Source organism: Kitasatospora sp. NPDC089913 (assembly GCF_044748625.1).
Classification (GTDB): domain Bacteria; phylum Actinomycetota; class Actinomycetes; order Streptomycetales; family Streptomycetaceae; genus Kitasatospora.
On the sequence record NZ_JBIVGI010000032.1, the window covers coordinates 47,730 to 65,027 of the forward strand.

Below are 17,298 nucleotides of genomic sequence, written 5' to 3' on the forward strand. Positions count from 1 at the left end.
GGCCACCGCACCGACCGCAGCACGGCGACGACGGAGGGGCGCGCGTCACCCTGACGCACGCCCCTCCGTCCGGGGCCGGGGACCGGCGGCTCAGGCCTGGTCGAGCGTCTTCCGGGGCACCCCCGCCGCCCGGTACGCCGCCTCCTCGTCCAGCGTCTCGGCCTCCAGCAGCGCCGCCGACAACGCGTCCAGCCGGTCCCGCTGCTCGGTCAGCAGCCGCACCGCCTCGTCGTAGCACTCCGCGACGATCCGCCGGGCCTCCTCGTCCACCGCGTCCAGCGTGGTCGGCGCGGCCGAGAGCCCGTACGCCCCCTGCGGGTCGGACGGCACGGCGGTGAGCCGGCCGACCCGCTCGCTCATGCCCCACCGGCCGGCCATGCCGCGGGCGATGTTGGTGACCTGCTCCAGATCGCTCTCCGCCCCGGTGGTGATGACCCCGTAGACCACCTGCTCGGCCGCCATCCCGCCGAGCGCGCCGATGATCCGGCCGCGCAGGTAGGGCTCGGTGTAGGAGTACCGGTCGGTCTCCGGGGTGGACAGGGTGACCCCGAGGGCGCGGCCGCGCGGCACGATGGTGATCTTTCGGACCGGGTCCGCGCCCGGCTGGAGCATGCCGAGCAGGGCGTGGCCGCTCTCGTGGTACGCCGTCCGCTCGCGTTCGGCCTGCGGCATCACCAGCGGCCGGACGGCGCCCAGCTGGACCTTCTCCAGCGCGTCCGAGAGGTCGCGCTCGTTCACCGAGTCCTGGCGGCGCTTGACCGCCAGCAGCGCGGCCTCGTTGACCAGGTTGGCCAGTTCGGCGCCGGTCATGCCGGGCGTCACCTTGGCCAGCTGGTTCAGGTCGGCGTCCCCGGCCAGCGGGACGTGCCGGGAGTGGATCCGCAGGATGGCCGCGCGGCCGTCGCGGTCCGGCGGGCTGACCGTGATCCGCCGGTCGAAGCGGCCGGGACGCAGCAGGGCCGGGTCGAGCACGTCCGCCCGGTTGGTGGCGGCGATGACGATGACGCCCTCGGAGCCGCTGAAGCCGTCCATCTCGGTGAGGATCTGGTTGAGCGTCTGCTCGCGCTCGTCGTGGCCGCCCATCCCGCCGCCGCCGCCGCGCTGCCGGCCGATGGTGTCGATCTCGTCGATGAAGACGATCGCCGGGGCGACCTTGCGGGCCTCGGCGAAGAGTTCGCGCACCCGGCTGGCGCCGACGCCGACGATCATCTCGATGAACTCGGAGGCGGAGGCCGAGAAGAACGGCACGTCCGCCTCGCCCGCGACGGCCCGGGCCAACAGGGTCTTGCCGGTGCCGGGCGGGCCGCTGAGCAGGACGCCGCGCGGCATCTTGGCGCCGAGCCGGCGGTACTGCTGCGGGTTCTTCAGGAAGTCGACCACCTCGCTGAGTTCGGCCTCGACCTCGTCGATGCCGGCCACGTCGGCGAAGGTGGTCCGTCGGCCGGCCTCGGCGGTGACCGGCTTGGGCGGGGCCTTGCGGCCGAGCGCGCCGGCGCCGAGGCCCCCGGCCATCCGGCGGGCGAGCAGCACCCAGACCAGGATCAGCAGCAGCATCGGGGCCAGCGAGATCAGCAGGTTTGCGAGGAAGCTGCGCTGCTGGACGACGGGCGAGGCGGTGACCTCGACGCCCTGCTGCTGGAGGGTGGTCCAGAGGTTGTCCCCGGCGAAGACCGGCCGCTGGGTGTCGAACTCGGTGTACGTCCCCTTGCCGCCGTCCGGCTTCGGCTCGGCGTTCTTGAGGGTGCCCTCGATCGAGTCGCCCTTGGAGTAGATCTTGGTGACGTTGCCCTTGTTCAGCTGGTTGTTGAACTCGGTGTAGGAGATCGTGGTGGCGCCGCCGGGGCCGAAGAAGGACAGCAGCAGATCGCTGATCAGGAACACCACGAGCGCGGTCAGGACGAGGCCGATCCAGCCGCCGGGCATCCTGCGGCGCGGGGGCGGCGGGGGCGGGGCGCCCTCGGAACGCCACGGCTGGTCGGGGGTCTGGCGCGGCGGCACGGGATCAGTCACCCATCGGACAATACGGACATCTGCTCGGAGCCTCCAACCGCAACGCCGCTCCCGGCCCGCCCCCGCCCGGCCGCCCCGCCCTGAGCCCCGCCGTGAGCCCCGCCGTCAGCCCCGCTCGTCCGCCGCGGCCGACCCGGGCCATTCCTCCGAGGTCAGCGCGAACCGCTCGTGGTCCCGCCAGCCCCCCTGGAGGAACAGCATCCGCGGCGTGAACCCCTCGTGCCGGAAGCCCAGCCGCTTGGCGAGCGCGATCGACCGCCCGTTGTCCGGCTGGACGTTGATCTCCAGCCGGTGCAGCCCCAGCCCGCCCTCCGGGTGCCCGGCGAAGCAGGTGTCCAGCACCAGCCGCAGGCCCTCGGTCATCCGCCCGGTGCCGGCGAACGGCAGGAACGAGTCGTAGCCCAGCGAGCCGTTGCAGAAGCGGCCCATCACGATGTTGGCCACATTGACCTTGCCGACCAGCCCGCCGGTCTCCAGGTCGATGATCAGGAAGGTCCGCAGCCCCGGCCCCTGGCGCTCCAGCAGGTCCGGCAGGGCGTCCGGCTCGACCGGGTTCCACCGGCCGATGTGCTCGGCGGACCGCCGGACCGCCTCGGCGTACGCCACCTCGTCCCCGGCCCGCGGGGCCCTGATCGCTACTCGCATCGGACCATCATCTCGAATGACCATCGGGCATGCGAACGGCCCACCTCCGCGGAAAGACCGGGACGGCGGGCCATCGGGCATGCGAACGGCCCACCTTCCCGGGAAGACCGGGACGGCGGGCCGTTCGCCCCGGGACCCGCGGGCAGCGGGACCGGGGCAGGACCGGGTCAGGACTACAGCAGGTCCTTGAACTCCTTGGGCAGCTCGAAGTCGGCCGGGCCCTTGCCCGCGCCGAGACCGAACGCGCCGCCCTGGGCGGGCGCCTGGTCGGCACCGGGGCCGAGCGCGCGGCGCTCGGCGGCCGCGGCCTCCTCCTGCGCCCGCTTCAGCGGGTTGCCGCTCTTGCGCTTGCCCTTGGCGGCCGGGGCCTTCTTGGTGCTCTTCTTGCCGCCGCCGCCCATGCCCGGGATGCCCGGCATACCGGGGACGCCCTTGCCGGAGGCCATCGCCGACATCATCTTGCGGGCCTCGAAGAACCGCTCGACCAGGTTCTTCACCTCGCCGACCTGGACACCCGAACCCTTGGCGATACGGGCCCGGCGCGAGCCGTTGATCAGCTCCGGCTCGGCCCGCTCGGTCGGGGTCATCGACTTGATGATGGCGCCGACGCGGTTGACGTCCTTGTCGTCGATGTTGTTGATCTGGTCGCGGATCTGGCCCATCCCGGGCAGCATCCCCAGCAGCTTGGAGATCGAGCCCATCTTCTGGACCTGCTCCAACTGCGACAGGAAGTCGTCCAGCGTGAAGGCCTTCGGGCCGCCGCGCAGCTTGGCGGCGATCTTCTCGGCCTCGGCCTGCGAGAAGGTCTGCTCGGCCTTCTCGATCAGCGAGAGGACGTCACCCATGCCCAGGATGCGCGAGGCCATCCGGTCCGGGTGGAAGGCGTCGAAGTCGTCGACCTTCTCGCCGTTGGAGGCGAACATGATCTGGCGGCCGGTGACGTGCGCGACCGAGAGCGCGGCACCGCCGCGGGCGTCGCCGTCGAGCTTGGAGAGCACCACACCGGTGAAGTCGACACCGTCGAGGAAGGCCTGCGCGGTGGTGACCGCGTCCTGGCCGATCATGGCGTCGACGACGAACAGGACCTCGTCCGGGTTCACCGCGGCCCGGATGTCGGCGGCCTGCTGCATGAGCTCGGCGTCGATGCCGAGGCGGCCGGCGGTGTCGACGACGACGACGTCGTACTGCTTCTGCTTGGCGTACTCGATCGAGTCCCGGGCCACCTGGACCGGGTCGCCGACGCCGTTGCCCGGCTGCGGCCCGTAGAACGCGACGCCCGCGCGGTCGGCGACGACCTGCAGCTGGTTGACGGCGTTGGGGCGCTGGAGGTCGCAGGCGACCAGCAGCGGGGTGTGCTTCTGCTTCTTCAGCCAGTGGCCGAGCTTGCCCGCGAGGGTCGTCTTGCCGGCACCCTGGAGGCCCGCGAGCATGATCACCGTCGGGCCGCTCTTGGCGAACCGCACCCGGCGGGTCTCGCCGCCGAGAATGGCGACGAGCTCCTCGTTGACGATCTTGATGATCTGCTGCGCCGGGTTCAGTGCACCGGAGACCTCGGCGCCGAGCGCGCGCTCCTTCACCCGCTTGATGAAGGCCCGGACGACCGGCAGCGCGACATCCGCCTCCAGCAGCGCGATGCGGATCTCGCGGGTGGTGGCGTCGATGTCCGCCTCGCTCAGGCGGCCCTTGCCCCGGAGGTTCTTGAACGTCGCTGCGAGGCGATCGGAAAGGGTGTCGAACACGTCGTCGCGGGTCCTCTACGGCATCGGTCTGAGTACGGTCGTCGCCCCCAAGGGTATCCGGCCGGTCCACGGACGGTCTCCACCCGGGTTCGGCGGGACTCCGGAACCCCCCGGAGGAGCCGGTCAGCCCAGGGCCTCGCGCACCGCCGCGGCCACCTCCCCGGCCCGCCGGGCGGACAGCGGACGGCCCGCCGCGTCGGTCAGGTAGAAGGCGTCGACGACGTCCGCGCCCAGGGTGGAGACGTGCGCCGTCCGCACCCGCACCCCCGCGCCGTCCAGGGCCCGGCCGATCCGGTGCAGCAGCCCGGGGGCGTCGTGGGCGCGCACCTCCAGCACCGTGGCGTTCGCCGAGGCGACCGGGGGCGCCACCGCGACCACCGGCGGCGGCGTCGGGATCCCCCGCCGGCGCGGGGCCGCCGCGTCCCGCTCGGCCAGCCGGCGCGCGACGTCCAGCGAGCCGTCCAGGGCCCGGCGCAGATCGGCCCGCAGCCGCGCCGCCTCCGGCAGCTCGCCGAACTCCGCCGCCACCGTCCAGGACAGCAGCAGCACCGGCCCCGCGCCGATCGGGTCCAGCTCCCGCAGCCCCGCCGAGCGGACCGCCAGCCGGTGCAGGGCCAGCACCCCGGCGACGGTGCCGAGCAGCCCCGGCCGGTCCGGGACGGCCAGCAGCAGCCGCACACCCATCGGCTCGGTGCCCGCCGCGTCCGCCCCGGCCTGGGCCAGCAGGGAGAGCGCCGGTCCGCCGGTCCTGGCCGCCTCCACCGCGAGCCGCTCCTGCTCGGCGGTCGGCGCGGCGGCCGGCTCCGGGCCCGGGACGGCGTCCCCCGCCAGCCGGGCGGCGGCCCGGGCGGTCAGCCCGTCCACCAGCGAGGCCCGCCAGCCGCTCCACGCGGCCGGACCGGTGGCCAGCGCGTCCGCCTCGGTCAGCGCCCGCAGCAGCTCCAGCCGGGGCAGCGTGGTGACCACCTTGGTGACCGCCTCGACGGTGGCCGGGTCGTCCGGATCACGCCGGGTCGCGGTGTCCACCAGGGTCAGGTGGTGGCGGACCAGCACCGCGAGGGTCTCCACCGACTCCGGGTCGAAGCCCATCCGGGCGGCCACGTCGCGGACGATCACCTCACCCGCCTCGCTGTGGTCACCGGGCCAGCCCTTGCCGAGGTCGTGCAGCAGCGCGGCGACCAGCAGCAGGTCCGGCCGGGCCACCCGGCGGGTCATCGCGGCCGCCCGCACCGCGGTCTCCACCAGGTGCCGATCCACGGTCCAGCGGTGCACGGCGTTGCGCTGCGGCCGGCAGCGGACCCGCTCCCAGTCCGGCAGCATCCTGGTGATCAGCCCCTCCGCCTCCAGTGCCTCCCAGACCGGCAGACAGGCCTCGCCGGCGCCGAGCAGGGTGACCAGCTGCTCGCGCGCCTCGTCCGGCCAGGGCACCGGCAGCGGACGGCACTCGGCGGCCAGCCGGCGCACCGTCGCGTGGGAGACGGCGAGCCCGTTCTGCGCGGCCGCCGCCGCGACCCGCAGCGGCAGCACCGGGTCGACGGCCGGGCGGGCGCCCTGGGCGAGCACCGCCTCGCCGTCCTGCTCGACGACGCCCTCGGCGAGCGGCCGGCGCTCCACCGCGCCCCGGGCCACCGCACCGGCGCCGCGCCGCGCCGCTCCGGACGCGCCCCCGGACGCGCCGCCGAACGCACCGGCGAACGGGAACCCGCGCCGGTGCGGACGGCGGCCCCGGCCCGAGCGGGCGGCCAGCACCCGGTCCACCGCCCGCCAGGTGACGTCCGCGGCGTAGGCGACCGTCCTGGCCGCCTCGTAGACCTGTCGCAGCAGGGTGTCCGCGTCCAGCACGCCGAGCCGCTCGGCGACCTGGTCCTGGTCCTGCAGGGCCAGCCGATCGGTGGCCCGCCCGGTGACCAGGTGGAGCGCGTCGCGCACGTCGGCCAGCCGGAGCGCGGCCGCGTCCAGGCCCTCCCGGGGCGCGTCCGCCAGCCAGCTCGCGGCGATCGCGTCCAGCGCGACCACGTCCCGCAGCCCGCCCCTGGCCTCCTTGAGGTCGGGCTCCAGCAGGAAGGACAGCTCGCCGTGCCGCTCGGCCCGCTCCCGGGCCAGCTCGCGCAGCTCCGGCAGCCGCCGCACCGCGCCCGCCCGCCAGTCGGCGAGCACGGTGGAGCGCAGTGCGGCGGTGAGCGCCGGGTCGCCCGCGACGTGCCGGGCGTCCAGCAGGCCGAGCTGCGCCTTGAGGTCGGCGGCCGCCACCGCCCGGGCCTCGGCCGGAGTGCGGACGGCGTGGTCCAGGGCCGCGCCGGAGTCCCAGACCGGGTACCAGAGCCGCTCGGGCAGGGCGGGGTCCAGTCGGCCCTCGTGCAGCAGCAGCACGTCGAGGTCGCTGCGCGGGGAGAGCTCGCCGCGCCCGTAACCGCCGACCGCGACCACGGCGGTCCCGGCGGGGGCGCCGGCCGAGGCGAACAGGGCGGCCAGCCAGTCGTCGGTGCGCGCGGACAGTTCGGCGCGCCGGGCCCGGCCGCCGGGTCCGGGGGCGGCGAGCAGCGCGGCCCGGGCGGCGGCGGGGTCGGCCGGTCCGGCCTGGCCAGGGTGGGAGTCGCCGGTGCGGGAGTCGTCGGTGTGGGAGTTGCCGGTGCGGGAGTCGCCGGTGCGGGAGTCGTCGGTGTGGGAGTCCATCTGAAGTCCCCGTCCGTGGTCGTGCGGGTCGGTCGTGCGGGCGCCGGAACGCCGTCGGCGGGCCTGCGACCGTGGGGGGTCGCAGGCCCGCGGAAGGGGCTGTCGGGCAGGGCGCCGGAGAGGCGCCGGGCGGCCGGGGAGGCCCTACAGGGCGTCGGGGCCGCGTTCGCCGGTGCGGACCCGGACCGCGGTGTCGACCGGGACGGTCCACACCTTGCCGTCGCCGATCTTCCCGGTCCTGGCCGCCTCGACCAGGACGTCGATGAGCTGCTCGGCGTCCTCGTCCTCGGCCAGGACCTCGACTCTCACCTTGGGCACCAGGTCCACGGTGTACTCCGCACCCCGGTAGACCTCGGTGTGGCCGCGCTGACGGCCGTAGCCGCTCGCCTCGGAGACGGTCAGGCCGTGCACGCCGAAGGACTGCAGGGCGGCCTTCACCTCGTCCAGGCGGTGCGGCTTGATGACGGCGGTGATGAGCTTCATCGGGCGTCCACCTCGGTCTTCTCGGTGCTCCGGGCCACGGCGGTGGCGGCGGCAGTGGCGGTGGCGGCGGGTACGGCGGTCACGGGCGCCGGGGCGACCGAGGACCGGCCCAGGCCCGAACCGAGGGCACTGAAGTCGTACGCGGACTCGGCGTGCTCGGCCTGGTCGATACCGGCCACCTCGACCTCCTCGGAGACCCGGAACCCGATCGTCCGGTCGATCGCCTTGGCCAGCAGCCAGGAGAGCACGAAGGAGTAGACCGCGACGACCGCCACGCCCATCGCCTGCTTGCCCAGCTGCTCGAACCCGCCGCCGTAGAAGAGCCCCTTGGCGCTCTGGCCGACCGTCCCGGTGGCGAACAGGCCCACCAGCAGCGAGCCGATCGCCCCGCCGACCGCGTGCACGCCGACCACGTCGAGCGAGTCGTCGAAGCCGAAGCGGTACTTGAGGCTGATCGCGGCCGCGCAGGCGGCTCCGGCGACCAGTCCGATCGCCACCGCGCCGAGCGGGGAGACCGAGCCGCAGGCCGGGGTGATGGCCACCAGGCCGGCCACCGCGCCGGACGCGGCACCCAGGGTGGTGAAGGCGCCGTGCCGCAGCTTCTCGTAGACCAGCCAGCCGATCAGCGCGGCGCCGGTGGCGACCTGGGTGTTGATCAGCGCCATCGCCGCGACGCCGTTGGCGGCCAGCGCCGAGCCAGCGTTGAAGCCGAACCAGCCGAACCACAGCAGCCCGGAGCCGAGCATCACCAGCGGCAGCGAGTGCGGGCGCATCGGGTCCTTTCGGAAGCCGATCCGCCGGCCGAGCACCAGGCACAGCGCCAGGCCCGCGACACCGGCGTTGATGTGGACGGCCGTCCCGCCGGCGAAGTCGATCACGCCGTTGCGGTCGCCGAGCCAGCCGCCGTTGCCGCCGTCGAAGAAGAACACCCAGTGCGCGACCGGGAAATAGACCACGGTGACCCAGAGCGCCACGAACAGGCCCCAGGCGGTGAACTTGGCGCGGTCCGCGACCGCCCCGCTGATCAGGGCCGGAGTGATCACGGCGAACATCAGCTGGAAGGCGGAGAAGGCCGTCACCGGGATCGTCCCGGCGAGGTCGTCGAGGCCGATGCCGTCCATCCCCAGGAAGTCCAGGTTCCCGATCAGACCGGCGCCCGCGTCGGGCCCGAAGCTGAGCGAGTACCCGTAGAGGACCCACAGCACGCTGACGATGCCCAGCGAGAGGAAGCTCATCGCCAGCATGTTCAGTGTGCTCTTGGCCCGGACCATCCCCCCGTAGAAGAAGGCCAGCCCCGGGGTCATCACCATGACCAGGGCCGCACTGACGAGTACGAAGGCGGTGTCACCCGCGCTGAAGCCGTCCGGCATCGGCGTACCTCCTGACTGGAAGCCGATCCGCACCCGGGTTCCTGTCCCGTGCACCGGGGCGTCGGCGTTGAGGAGGAGCGTGCCGAAGGCCGGTTTCGGCCGATGCCGCCGGTTGTTTCACCACCGTGACGAGGGCGACGGCGGGGTTACACCCGCGTGAACCCCGGCCGTGTCACGGGGCCCGAGGGGTTACCGTACGGCCGCCCCGCACGGGGTGTACCGGGGGCGGCACGGAGCGGGACGACACGGCACGGCACGGCGCGGGGACGGCACGAGCGACACGGCACCGCACGACACCGCACGACACCGAGCGGCGCGGAACGCCGCCGAACGACACCGACCGTGCCGTCGGCGGACGGCACGGTCGGCGGGTCGGGCCCGGCACGGGCACGTGGGCGGGGCGGCGCGGGGCGGGGCGGGGGCGAGCCTGGGTCGGAGGCGGGCACCCGGGGCCGGACCGGTGTCGGCTCAGACCACCGAGACGTACTCCGGGATGTCCTGCACCACCCGCTCCTTCAGCCGGCTGACCGCGTCCACGCCCCGGTAGCGGGACGAGGCGGCCTCGGTGGTCTTGCGCACCCGGGAGTTGAGCCGCTCGGAGCGGACCTTGGTGGCGATGTCCACCGCCTGCTCGGCGAAGACCGCCGCCTGCTCCGGCTCGTTCTGGAGCAGGTGCACGCTGGCCATGCCGACCAGGTTGAAGGCGTAGGAGCGGACGTGGTCGCCGTCCTGCCGGAACAGGTCGACGGCGCGCTCCATCACCGGCGCGGACATCGAGGCGTAGAGCGCGCCGTTGTCGGAGTGGTAGGCGAGGTCGCGGAAGGAGTGCGCGTTCTCGGCGTTCAGCTCGGCCGGCGAGAAGAACTTCAGCCAGTCCGGGTCGGCGTCGCCCTCCCGGATGTCGGTGAAGGTGTCCTCGGCCAGCCGGACCGCCCGGGCGCACCGGTTCACCTCGCCGATGGTGGCGTACGCGCGCGCCTCCATCGCGTACAGCAGGGACTGCTGGCGCGGGGTGGCGGTGTCCCGGCTGCCGTACTGGGCGAGGTGGATCAGCTCCAGCGCGTCCTCGCCCCGGTTGAGGTGGATCATCTGCCGGCTCATGTCGGTGAGGATCAGGGCGCCGAACGGGCGGTCCCCGGCCTCCTTGGCGGCGTGCAGCGCCAGCACGTAGTACTTCTGCGCGCTCGGGTGCATGCCGACGTCGTAGGACATCCAGCCCGCCAGGTGGGCGAGCTCGGCCGTGAGCCGGAACAGCCGCCGGGTGGTCTGCTCCGGGTAGGTCTCCTGGAGCAGGTCGGTGACCTCGTGCAGCTGGCCGACCACGGCCTTGCGGCGCAGGCCGCCGCCGTTCTGGGCGTCCCACTGGCGGAACATGACCGTGGTCTGCTCCAGCAGTTCCAGCTCGGGCTCGGAGAGCCGCCCGGTGAACGGCTCTCCGCCGTTGGCCGCGGCCAGGATCGGCGTCGGGGCGCCGTTCGGGCCGGGGGCCAGCCAGCGCTGCATCGGCTCGATCAGGGCGGCGCCGGCGGTCAGGGCGAGCGAGGTGCCCAGGAAGCCGCGCCGGTTGAGCATGAGGTCGCTGCGGGAGTAGTCACTGATCAACTGGACGGTCTGCGGGGCGCTCCACGGCAGGTCGACGCCGCCGCCGACGGTGGAGACCGGAACGGCGGCGCGCAGGCCGAGGTCCTCGATCGAGACCACCGAGCCGAACCGCTCGGAGAACAGCTCCGACATGATCTTGGGGATGGGTTCCCTGGGCTGCTCGCCGTCCAGCCAGCGGCGCACCCTCGAGGTGTCGGTGGAAACGTGGTGGGCGCCGATCTGCCTGGCCCGGCGGTTGACCTGGCGGGCCAACTCCCCCTTGGACCAGCCGCTGCGGGCGAACCACGTGGTCAGCTTCTCGTTGGGTTGCTTCTCTGCCATGGGTCCCCATCCCGCCCGGCCCCCGCGGGGCCCCGATCGTGACCGCCCGACGGTTGCGGGCTCTTGCCAGCCGTGCCGTGACCGAACTGCGGCGCTGCCGTCGCAGACGAACCGTCAGTTCCCCAACTCCCGGCTCCCCAGGGCCCGGAGCGGCCCCCTGACGAGGTCCGTGTGCTGAACGTAACGCCCCGCATACTGCCCCGGGGAGCGGCCCTGGCGAAACGCCACCTTTCGCCACCCCCAGGAGTGAACCGAAGCGTGTCGACAGACGGTTCACTAGGAGGTCCCGACGGTCCGGCATATGCGGGCCGCCAAGTCCCCACGGATATCCGGCCCTTCGGGCGAACCGCCGCCGCCACAGGGGTTTTCGCCACCCGCACCGATCACCGGCCGCCCCGCGCACAAGACGATCCGGCATCCGTACCGCCCGCCACAAGGCGGCGCCCGAGGCACACTCTCGCAACTGGCGCACACCGGGCGCTGCGCGCCGTCACCGCACAACGCACCACGCAACGGACAATCAACACAAAGTCACCGTCCCGTAACCATCGGCAACCAGAACCTGTTGGGGGAGGCATGGACAACCTGTTCGGCGAACTTCGACTGGGGAGCCTGCGGCTGGCACCGCTGGGCGCGCGCCGTCGCACCCGCGTCACCACGAGCCAGGCGGCCGCGGAGTACACCGGCCGGTGGGGCTGGGCCGTCGTCGTCGGCGAGCCGGCCCGCGCCGCCGGCACCCCGGAGCGCTGCCACTGCGGCACCCCGCGCTGCGCCGCCCCCGGCCTGCACCCCGTGCCCGGAGCCGGCCCGGCCGCCGGCCCCGGCGCGGACGCCTCGGTGCTGTTCCCCACCGGCCGCGCCTTCGACGTCCTGGACGTGCCCGAGCAGGCCGGCCTCCAGGCACTGGTCCGGCTGGAGCGGATGGGCACCCAGGTCGGGCCGGTGCTCGCCGCGCCCACCGGACGGCTGCAGTTCCTGGTCGCGGCCGGTACCGCGCTCCGGCTGCCGGACCTGCTCTACCGGATGGGCTGGGACGACGCCGCGCTCGACCTCACCTGCCACGGCGAGGGCAGCTACGTCGCCGCGCCGCCCACCGTGCTGGCCGGCCTCGGCCCGGTCCGCTGGCTGCGCCGGCCGACCCGGGACAACGCGGGCTGCCCGCCCGAGGCCCGACTGCTGCTGGGCACCCTCGCCTACGCCTGCCACCGCGGCCGTGAGCGCACGCCCGAACCGGCCTGGATCGCCTGAGCCGGATCTTCGCCCGCTCTGGCGGGACCGGGGTCGGCCGGGGCGGGTCCGGGGCCGGCCGGGGTCGAAGCGCGGGCCGTCCGGGGTCGAAGCAGGCGGGCCGGGTGTGTGGGCCGGCCGGCCGCTCGGGGCAGGGCCGGGAACGCCGAAGGGCCCGCCCCTCGCGGGGGCGGACCCTTCATCGGTGGACCGACGGTCCTCAGTCCCCGATCAGCGCGTCCACGAACGCTCCCGGCTCGAACGGCGCCAGGTCGTCGGCGCCCTCGCCCAGACCGATCAGCTTGACCGGCACGCCCAGCTCCCGCTGGACCGCGATCACGATGCCGCCCTTGGCGGTGCCGTCCAGCTTGGTCAGCACGATGCCGGTGATGTCGACCACCTCGGCGAAGACCCGGGCCTGGACCAGCCCGTTCTGGCCGGTGGTGGCGTCCAGCACCAGCAGCACCTCGTCCACCGGGCCGTGCTTCTCGACGACCCGCTTGACCTTGCCCAGCTCGTCCATCAGACCGGTCTTGGTGTGCAGGCGGCCGGCGGTGTCCACCAGCACGGTGTCCACACCCTCGGCGATGCCCTCCTTGACCGCGTCGAAGGCGACCGAGGCCGGGTCACCGCCCTCGGGGCCGCGCACCGTGCGGGCGCCGACGCGCTCGCCCCAGGTCTGCAGCTGGTCCGCGGCGGCGGCGCGGAAGGTGTCGGCCGCGCCGAGCACCACGCTGCGGCCGTCGGCGACCAGCACCCGGGCCAGCTTGCCGGTGGTGGTGGTCTTGCCGACGCCGTTGACGCCGACCACGAGGACGACCGCGGGGCCCTCCTCGTGCTTGGTGGAACGGACGGTGCGGTCGGCGTCCTTGCCGATCAGCTCGACCAGTTCCTCCCGCAGCAGGGCACGCAGCTCGTCCGGGCTGCGGGTGCCGAGCACCTTCACCCGGGTGCGCAGCCGCTCGACCAGCTCCTGGGTGGGGGCCACGCCGACGTCGGCGGTCAGCAGGGTGTCCTCGATCTCCTCCCAGGTGTCCTCGTCGAGGTGCTCGCGGGAGAGCAGCGAGAGCAGCCCCTTGCCCAGCGAGTTCTGCGAGCGGGAGAGCCGCGAGCGCAGCCGGACCAGGCGGCCGGCGGTGGGCTCGGGGACCTCGACGGAGGGGGCCGCCGGCTCGGCGGGCGCCTCCTCCTCGGGGGCGGCCGGGAGCTCCACCTCCTCGACGGTGCGGCGCGGTTCCTCGGTGGGTGGCGCGGCCTCCTCGCCGACGGCGGGCTCGCGCGGGGTCGGGGGCGCCGTGATGACCGGCGCCTGCGACTTCGGGGGCAGCTGCTGGCGTCGTCTGCCGGAAACGACGAGTCCGGCGATCGCGCCGACGGCGACCACCGCGATGACTACGGCAAGAATCACGTATTCCATAACCCCCCCAGTATCCGTGACGCCGGTCCGCGCGGACCGCAGGCGGCCGGGCGGATCAGGAACGGATCGGGAACGGGCCGGGAACGGACCGCCGCGCGCCCCTCCGCCCGATCACCGGCCGGTCACCGCCGGCTCAGGACAGGAGCGCAGCCGGCTCAGGAGGGGACCGCCGCCGGCTCCGCCACCGGGTCGGCCGCGCGGCGGGTCCGCGGCTCCTTCCGGTCGTCCCGCAGCCGCTGGCTGATCACCTGCGAGATGCCGTCGCCCTTCATGGTCACGCCGTAGAGCGCGTCGGCGGACTCCATGGTCAGCTTCTGGTGGGTGATCACGATGAGCTGGGAACTCTCCCGCAGCTCCTCCATGATCCCGATCAGCCGGCGCAGGTTGGTCTCGTCCAGCGCCGCCTCCACCTCGTCCATCACGTAGAAGGGGCTGGGCCTGGCCTTGAAGATCGAGACCAGCAGCGCCACCGCGGTGAGCGAGCGCTCGCCGCCGGAGAGCAGCGAGAGCCGCTTGACCTTCTTGCCGGGCGGGCGGGCCTCCACCTCGACCCCGGTGGTGAGCATGGAGTCCGGGTCGGTCAGCACCAGCCGCCCCTCGCCGCCCGGGAACAGCCGGGAGAACACGCCCTCGAACTGCGCGGCGGTGTCGTGGTACGCGGCGGTGAACAGCTGCTCGACCCGCTGGTCGACGTCCTTGACGATGTCCAGCAGATCGCGCCGCCCGCGCTTGAGGTCGTCCAACTGCTCGCCGAGGAACCGGTGGCGCTCCTCGAGGGCGGAGAACTCCTCCAGCGCCAGCGGGTTGACCTTGCCCAGCTGCTGGTACGCCCGCTCGGCCGTGCGCAGCCGCTTCTCCTGCTCGGCCCGGACGTACGGACGGGGCTCGCCCGGCTCCTGCCCCTCCTCCGGGGCCGAGGGCGGGACCGGCCGGTCGGGCCCGTAGGAGTCCAGCAGTTCGCCGCCCTCGATGCCGAACTCCTCCAGCGCGCGGCTCTCCAACTGCTCGATCCGCAGCCGCTTCTCCGCCCGCAGCACCTCGTCGCGGTGCCCGGCGTCGACCAACTTGTCCAGCTCGTCCTTGAGTTCGCGGCCGTGCTCGCGGTGCTCCCGCAGCTCCGCCTCGCGGGCCGCCCTGGCCTGCTCGATCGCGGCCCGTTCGGCGTCCGCGCGGGCCAGCGAGACCTCCAGGCAGGCGAGCAGTTGCCGGGCGCCCTCGGCGACCGCGACGGCGACGGCGGCGTCCTGCTCGGCCCGGCGGCGGCGTTCGGCGGCCCGGGTGCGCGCCTCGCGCTCGGCGCGGGCGGCCCGGTCCAGCTGGTCGGCCCGCCCGGCCAGGGCGCGGACCCGCTCCTCGTGGGTGCGCACCGCGAGCCGGGCCTCCAGTTCGGTCGCCCGGGCCGAGGTTGCGGCCCCGGCCAGCCGCTGCTGCTCGGCGGCGTCCGGCTCGTCCTCCCCGTCGGCGGCGGTCTCCTCGGCCACCGCCAGCCGTTCGGCCAGCTCCTCGGCGGTGGTGAGCAGCCGGTCCAGCCCCTCCTCGGCGCGGCCGGCGGCGGCGGTCAGCCGTTCGGCCTCGCCGGCGGCGGCCCTGGCCTGTCCGCCGAGCCGGCCGAGGGTGCCCGCCACCTCGGCCCGCGCGCGCTCCAGCTGCCTGCGCCGGAGGGCGAGTTGCTCCGCGGCGGCGGCCGACTCGCGTCGCCGTTCGGTGAGTTCGGCCAGCCGTTCGGCCGACTCGGCGCAGCGGACGTCGAGTTCGGCGATCGCCCGGGCGGCCTCGTCCACCGCCGCCCGGGTCTCCAGCAGGCTGGGCGCGGCGCCGGAGCCACCGTGGGCGAAGGCGGCGCCGAGCCGGTCGCCCTCGGCGGTGACCGCGCTCAGCGCGGGGTGCGCGGCGACCAGCCGGAGCGCCCGGTCGAGCGTGTCCACCACGGCGATCCCGGCCAGCAGGAGGCCGACGGCGGGCATCAGCCCGGGCGGCCCGTCGACCAGGTCCACGGCCCAGCGGGCGCCGGGCGGCAACTCCCCCGCCGGCGACTCCCCCGCCCCGGCTCCGGACCGGGGGGCGCCGGCGATCAGCAGCGCGGCCCGGCCGGCGTCCTGCTCGCGCAGCAGCCGCAGCGCCTCGGCGGCGGCGCCGGGCGAGTCGACGGCCACCGCGTCGGCGGCGGCGCCGAGCGCGGCCGCGACGGCGGTCTCGTGGCCCGGGGCGATCCTCAGCAGTCCGGCGGCCGGGCCGAGCAGTCCGGTGAGCCGGTCCCCGGCGGCGAGCAGCGCGCCGCTGCCGTCCTTGCGGCGCAGGCCGAGCGCGAGCGCGTCGTGCCGGGCGGTCAGCGCGGCCCGCTCGCGCTCGGCGACGGCGGCCTCCTCACGCGCCACGGCGAGCTCGCGCTCGACGGCGGCGAGCAGTTCCCCGGCCTCCTCGTACGCGGTGTCGGCCCGTTCGCCGTCCTCGGCCTCGGCGTCGACCCTGGCCCTCAGTTCCTCGTACTCCTCCTGGGCCGCCCCGGCGCGTTGCAGCGCCTCGTCCCGGGCCTCGGCGAGCCGGCCGATCTCGGCCTCGGCCGCGGCGGCCTTGGAGCGGGCGGCGGCGGCCTGCCCCTGGAGCCGGGCGAGTCCCTCGCGGCGGTCGGCGATGGCCCGGGCGGCGTCCTTGAGCCGGCGTTCCTCGGCGGCCAGGTCGCGCTCCAGTCCGGCCTTGGTGTCGACCGCCTCGTCCAGCGCCTCCCGGGCCTGTTCCAGGGCCTCGGCCAGCGCGGCCTCCTCCTCCCTGACCCGCCCGGCCTCGCGCTCGAGCTCCTCCGGGTCCCGGCCGCGCCGCTCCTCGGGCTGCCCGTCGGCGGCCGCGTGCCGGGCCTTCGCCCCGGCCAGTCCGACGGTGCCGCGGGTGCGTTCGGCGAGGGCGGAGAGCCGGTACCAGGTCTGCCGGGCGGCCTCCAGGCCGGGGCCGAGCTGCTGGACCTGCGCCTCCAGCACGGCCTCGCGCTGGATCGCCCGGCCGAGTTCCTGCTCGACGGTGGAACGGCGCAGCCGCAGGGCCAGTTCGTCGGCGATCTCCGCCTCGACCGCCCGGCGCAGGGCGAGCAGGTCGTCGGCGAGCAGCCGCAGCCGGGCGTCGCGCAGGTCGGCCTGGATCCCGGCGGCCCGGCGGGCGATCCGGGCCTGTCGGCCGAGCGGGCCGAGCTGGCGCCGGAGTTCGGCCACCAGGTCCTGGACCCGGTTGAGGTTGACCTGCATCGCGTCGAGCTTCCGCAGCGCCTTCTCCTTGCGCTTGCGGTGCTTGAGGACGCCGGCCGCCTCCTCGATGAAGGCGCGCCGGCCCATCGGGTCGGCCTGCAGGACGGAGTCGAGCCGGCCCTGCCCGACGATGACGTGCATCTCGCGGCCGATACCGGAGTCGGAGAGCAGTTCCTGGATGTCCAGCAGCCGGCAGGTGTCGCCGTTGAGCGCGTACTCGCTGCCGCCGTTGCGGAACATCGTCCGGGTGATGGTCACTTCGGCGTACTCGATCGGCAGCGCGCCGTCGGTGTTGTCGATGGTGAGGCTGACCTCGGCCCGGCCGAGCGGGGCGCGCCCGCTGGTCCCGGCGAAGATGACGTCCTCCATCTTGCCGCCGCGCAGCGACTTGGCGCCCTGCTCGCCCATCACCCAGGAGAGCGCGTCGACGACGTTGGACTTGCCGGAGCCGTTCGGCCCGACCACGCAGGTGATGCCGGGCTCGAAGCGCAGGGTGGTGGCGGAGGCGAAGGACTTGAACCCGCGCAGCGTCAGACTCTTCAGGTGCACGCGCCGCTCTCCTCGCCCCTCGCTCGCCG

At 74.7% G+C, this 17,298-nt stretch carries 10 protein-coding genes; 1 reads left to right on the forward strand and 9 read right to left on the reverse strand.

The features are described from left to right. Positions 1 to 90: 90 nt before the first annotated feature. The 7 genes from ftsH to ACIPYS_RS34095 all read right to left on the reverse strand — a co-directional run bounded on the left by ftsH (position 91) and on the right by ACIPYS_RS34095 (position 10,843). Positions 91 to 2,010 (reverse strand): ATP-dependent zinc metalloprotease FtsH, encoded by a 1,920-nt coding sequence (gene ftsH / locus ACIPYS_RS34065; protein ID WP_400753536.1) that lies wholly within the window; start codon positions 2,008 to 2,010, stop codon positions 91 to 93. 105 nt (positions 2,011 to 2,115) lie between these two features. Continuing rightward, complete coding sequence (locus tag ACIPYS_RS34070) at positions 2,116 to 2,655, reverse strand: GNAT family N-acetyltransferase (protein WP_093860383.1); 540 nt, start codon at positions 2,653 to 2,655, stop codon at positions 2,116 to 2,118. A 173-nt stretch (positions 2,656 to 2,828) separates the two neighbouring features. Beyond that, positions 2,829 to 4,394, reverse strand: coding sequence for a signal recognition particle protein (gene ffh, locus ACIPYS_RS34075; RefSeq protein WP_093860384.1), 1,566 nt, complete (start codon positions 4,392 to 4,394; stop codon positions 2,829 to 2,831). Between the two features lie 123 nt (positions 4,395 to 4,517). Next, entirely contained in the window at positions 4,518 to 7,067 is a 2,550-nt protein-coding gene (locus ACIPYS_RS34080; protein WP_400753540.1) for a [protein-PII] uridylyltransferase, read from the reverse strand. Between the two features lie 144 nt (positions 7,068 to 7,211). Continuing rightward, positions 7,212 to 7,550 carry a P-II family nitrogen regulator gene (locus ACIPYS_RS34085; protein WP_093860386.1) on the reverse strand — a complete coding sequence of 113 codons (339 nt, stop codon included), beginning with the start codon at positions 7,548 to 7,550 and terminating at the stop codon, positions 7,212 to 7,214. After that, positions 7,547 to 8,920: an ammonium transporter gene (locus ACIPYS_RS34090; RefSeq protein ID WP_400753543.1), complete on the reverse strand. Its 1,374-nt coding sequence runs from the start codon at positions 8,918 to 8,920 to the stop codon at positions 7,547 to 7,549. Before ACIPYS_RS34090 ends, ACIPYS_RS34085 begins: the two co-directional genes overlap by 4 nt. 468 nt (positions 8,921 to 9,388) lie before the next feature. After that, entirely contained in the window at positions 9,389 to 10,843 is a 1,455-nt protein-coding gene (locus ACIPYS_RS34095; protein ID WP_030396728.1) for a hypothetical protein, read from the reverse strand. A 576-nt stretch (positions 10,844 to 11,419) separates the two neighbouring features. On the opposite strand from ACIPYS_RS34095, the gene ACIPYS_RS34100 reads away from it, so the two are divergent. Continuing rightward, a complete protein-coding gene (locus ACIPYS_RS34100) occupies positions 11,420 to 12,091 on the forward strand; it encodes a bifunctional DNA primase/polymerase (protein WP_093860388.1) in 672 nt (223 codons plus the stop codon). Between the two features lie 199 nt (positions 12,092 to 12,290). On the opposite strand, the gene ftsY is transcribed toward ACIPYS_RS34100, so the two are convergent. Together ftsY and smc are read right to left on the reverse strand one after the other, a co-directional pair. Next, positions 12,291 to 13,487: a signal recognition particle-docking protein FtsY gene (gene ftsY, locus ACIPYS_RS34105; RefSeq protein WP_093860389.1), complete on the reverse strand. Its 1,197-nt coding sequence runs from the start codon at positions 13,485 to 13,487 to the stop codon at positions 12,291 to 12,293. A gap of 155 nt (positions 13,488 to 13,642) precedes the next feature. Continuing rightward, positions 13,643 to 17,269, reverse strand: coding sequence for a chromosome segregation protein SMC (smc, locus tag ACIPYS_RS34110; RefSeq protein ID WP_400753548.1), 3,627 nt, complete (start codon positions 17,267 to 17,269; stop codon positions 13,643 to 13,645). Positions 17,270 to 17,298 lie beyond the last annotated feature (29 nt).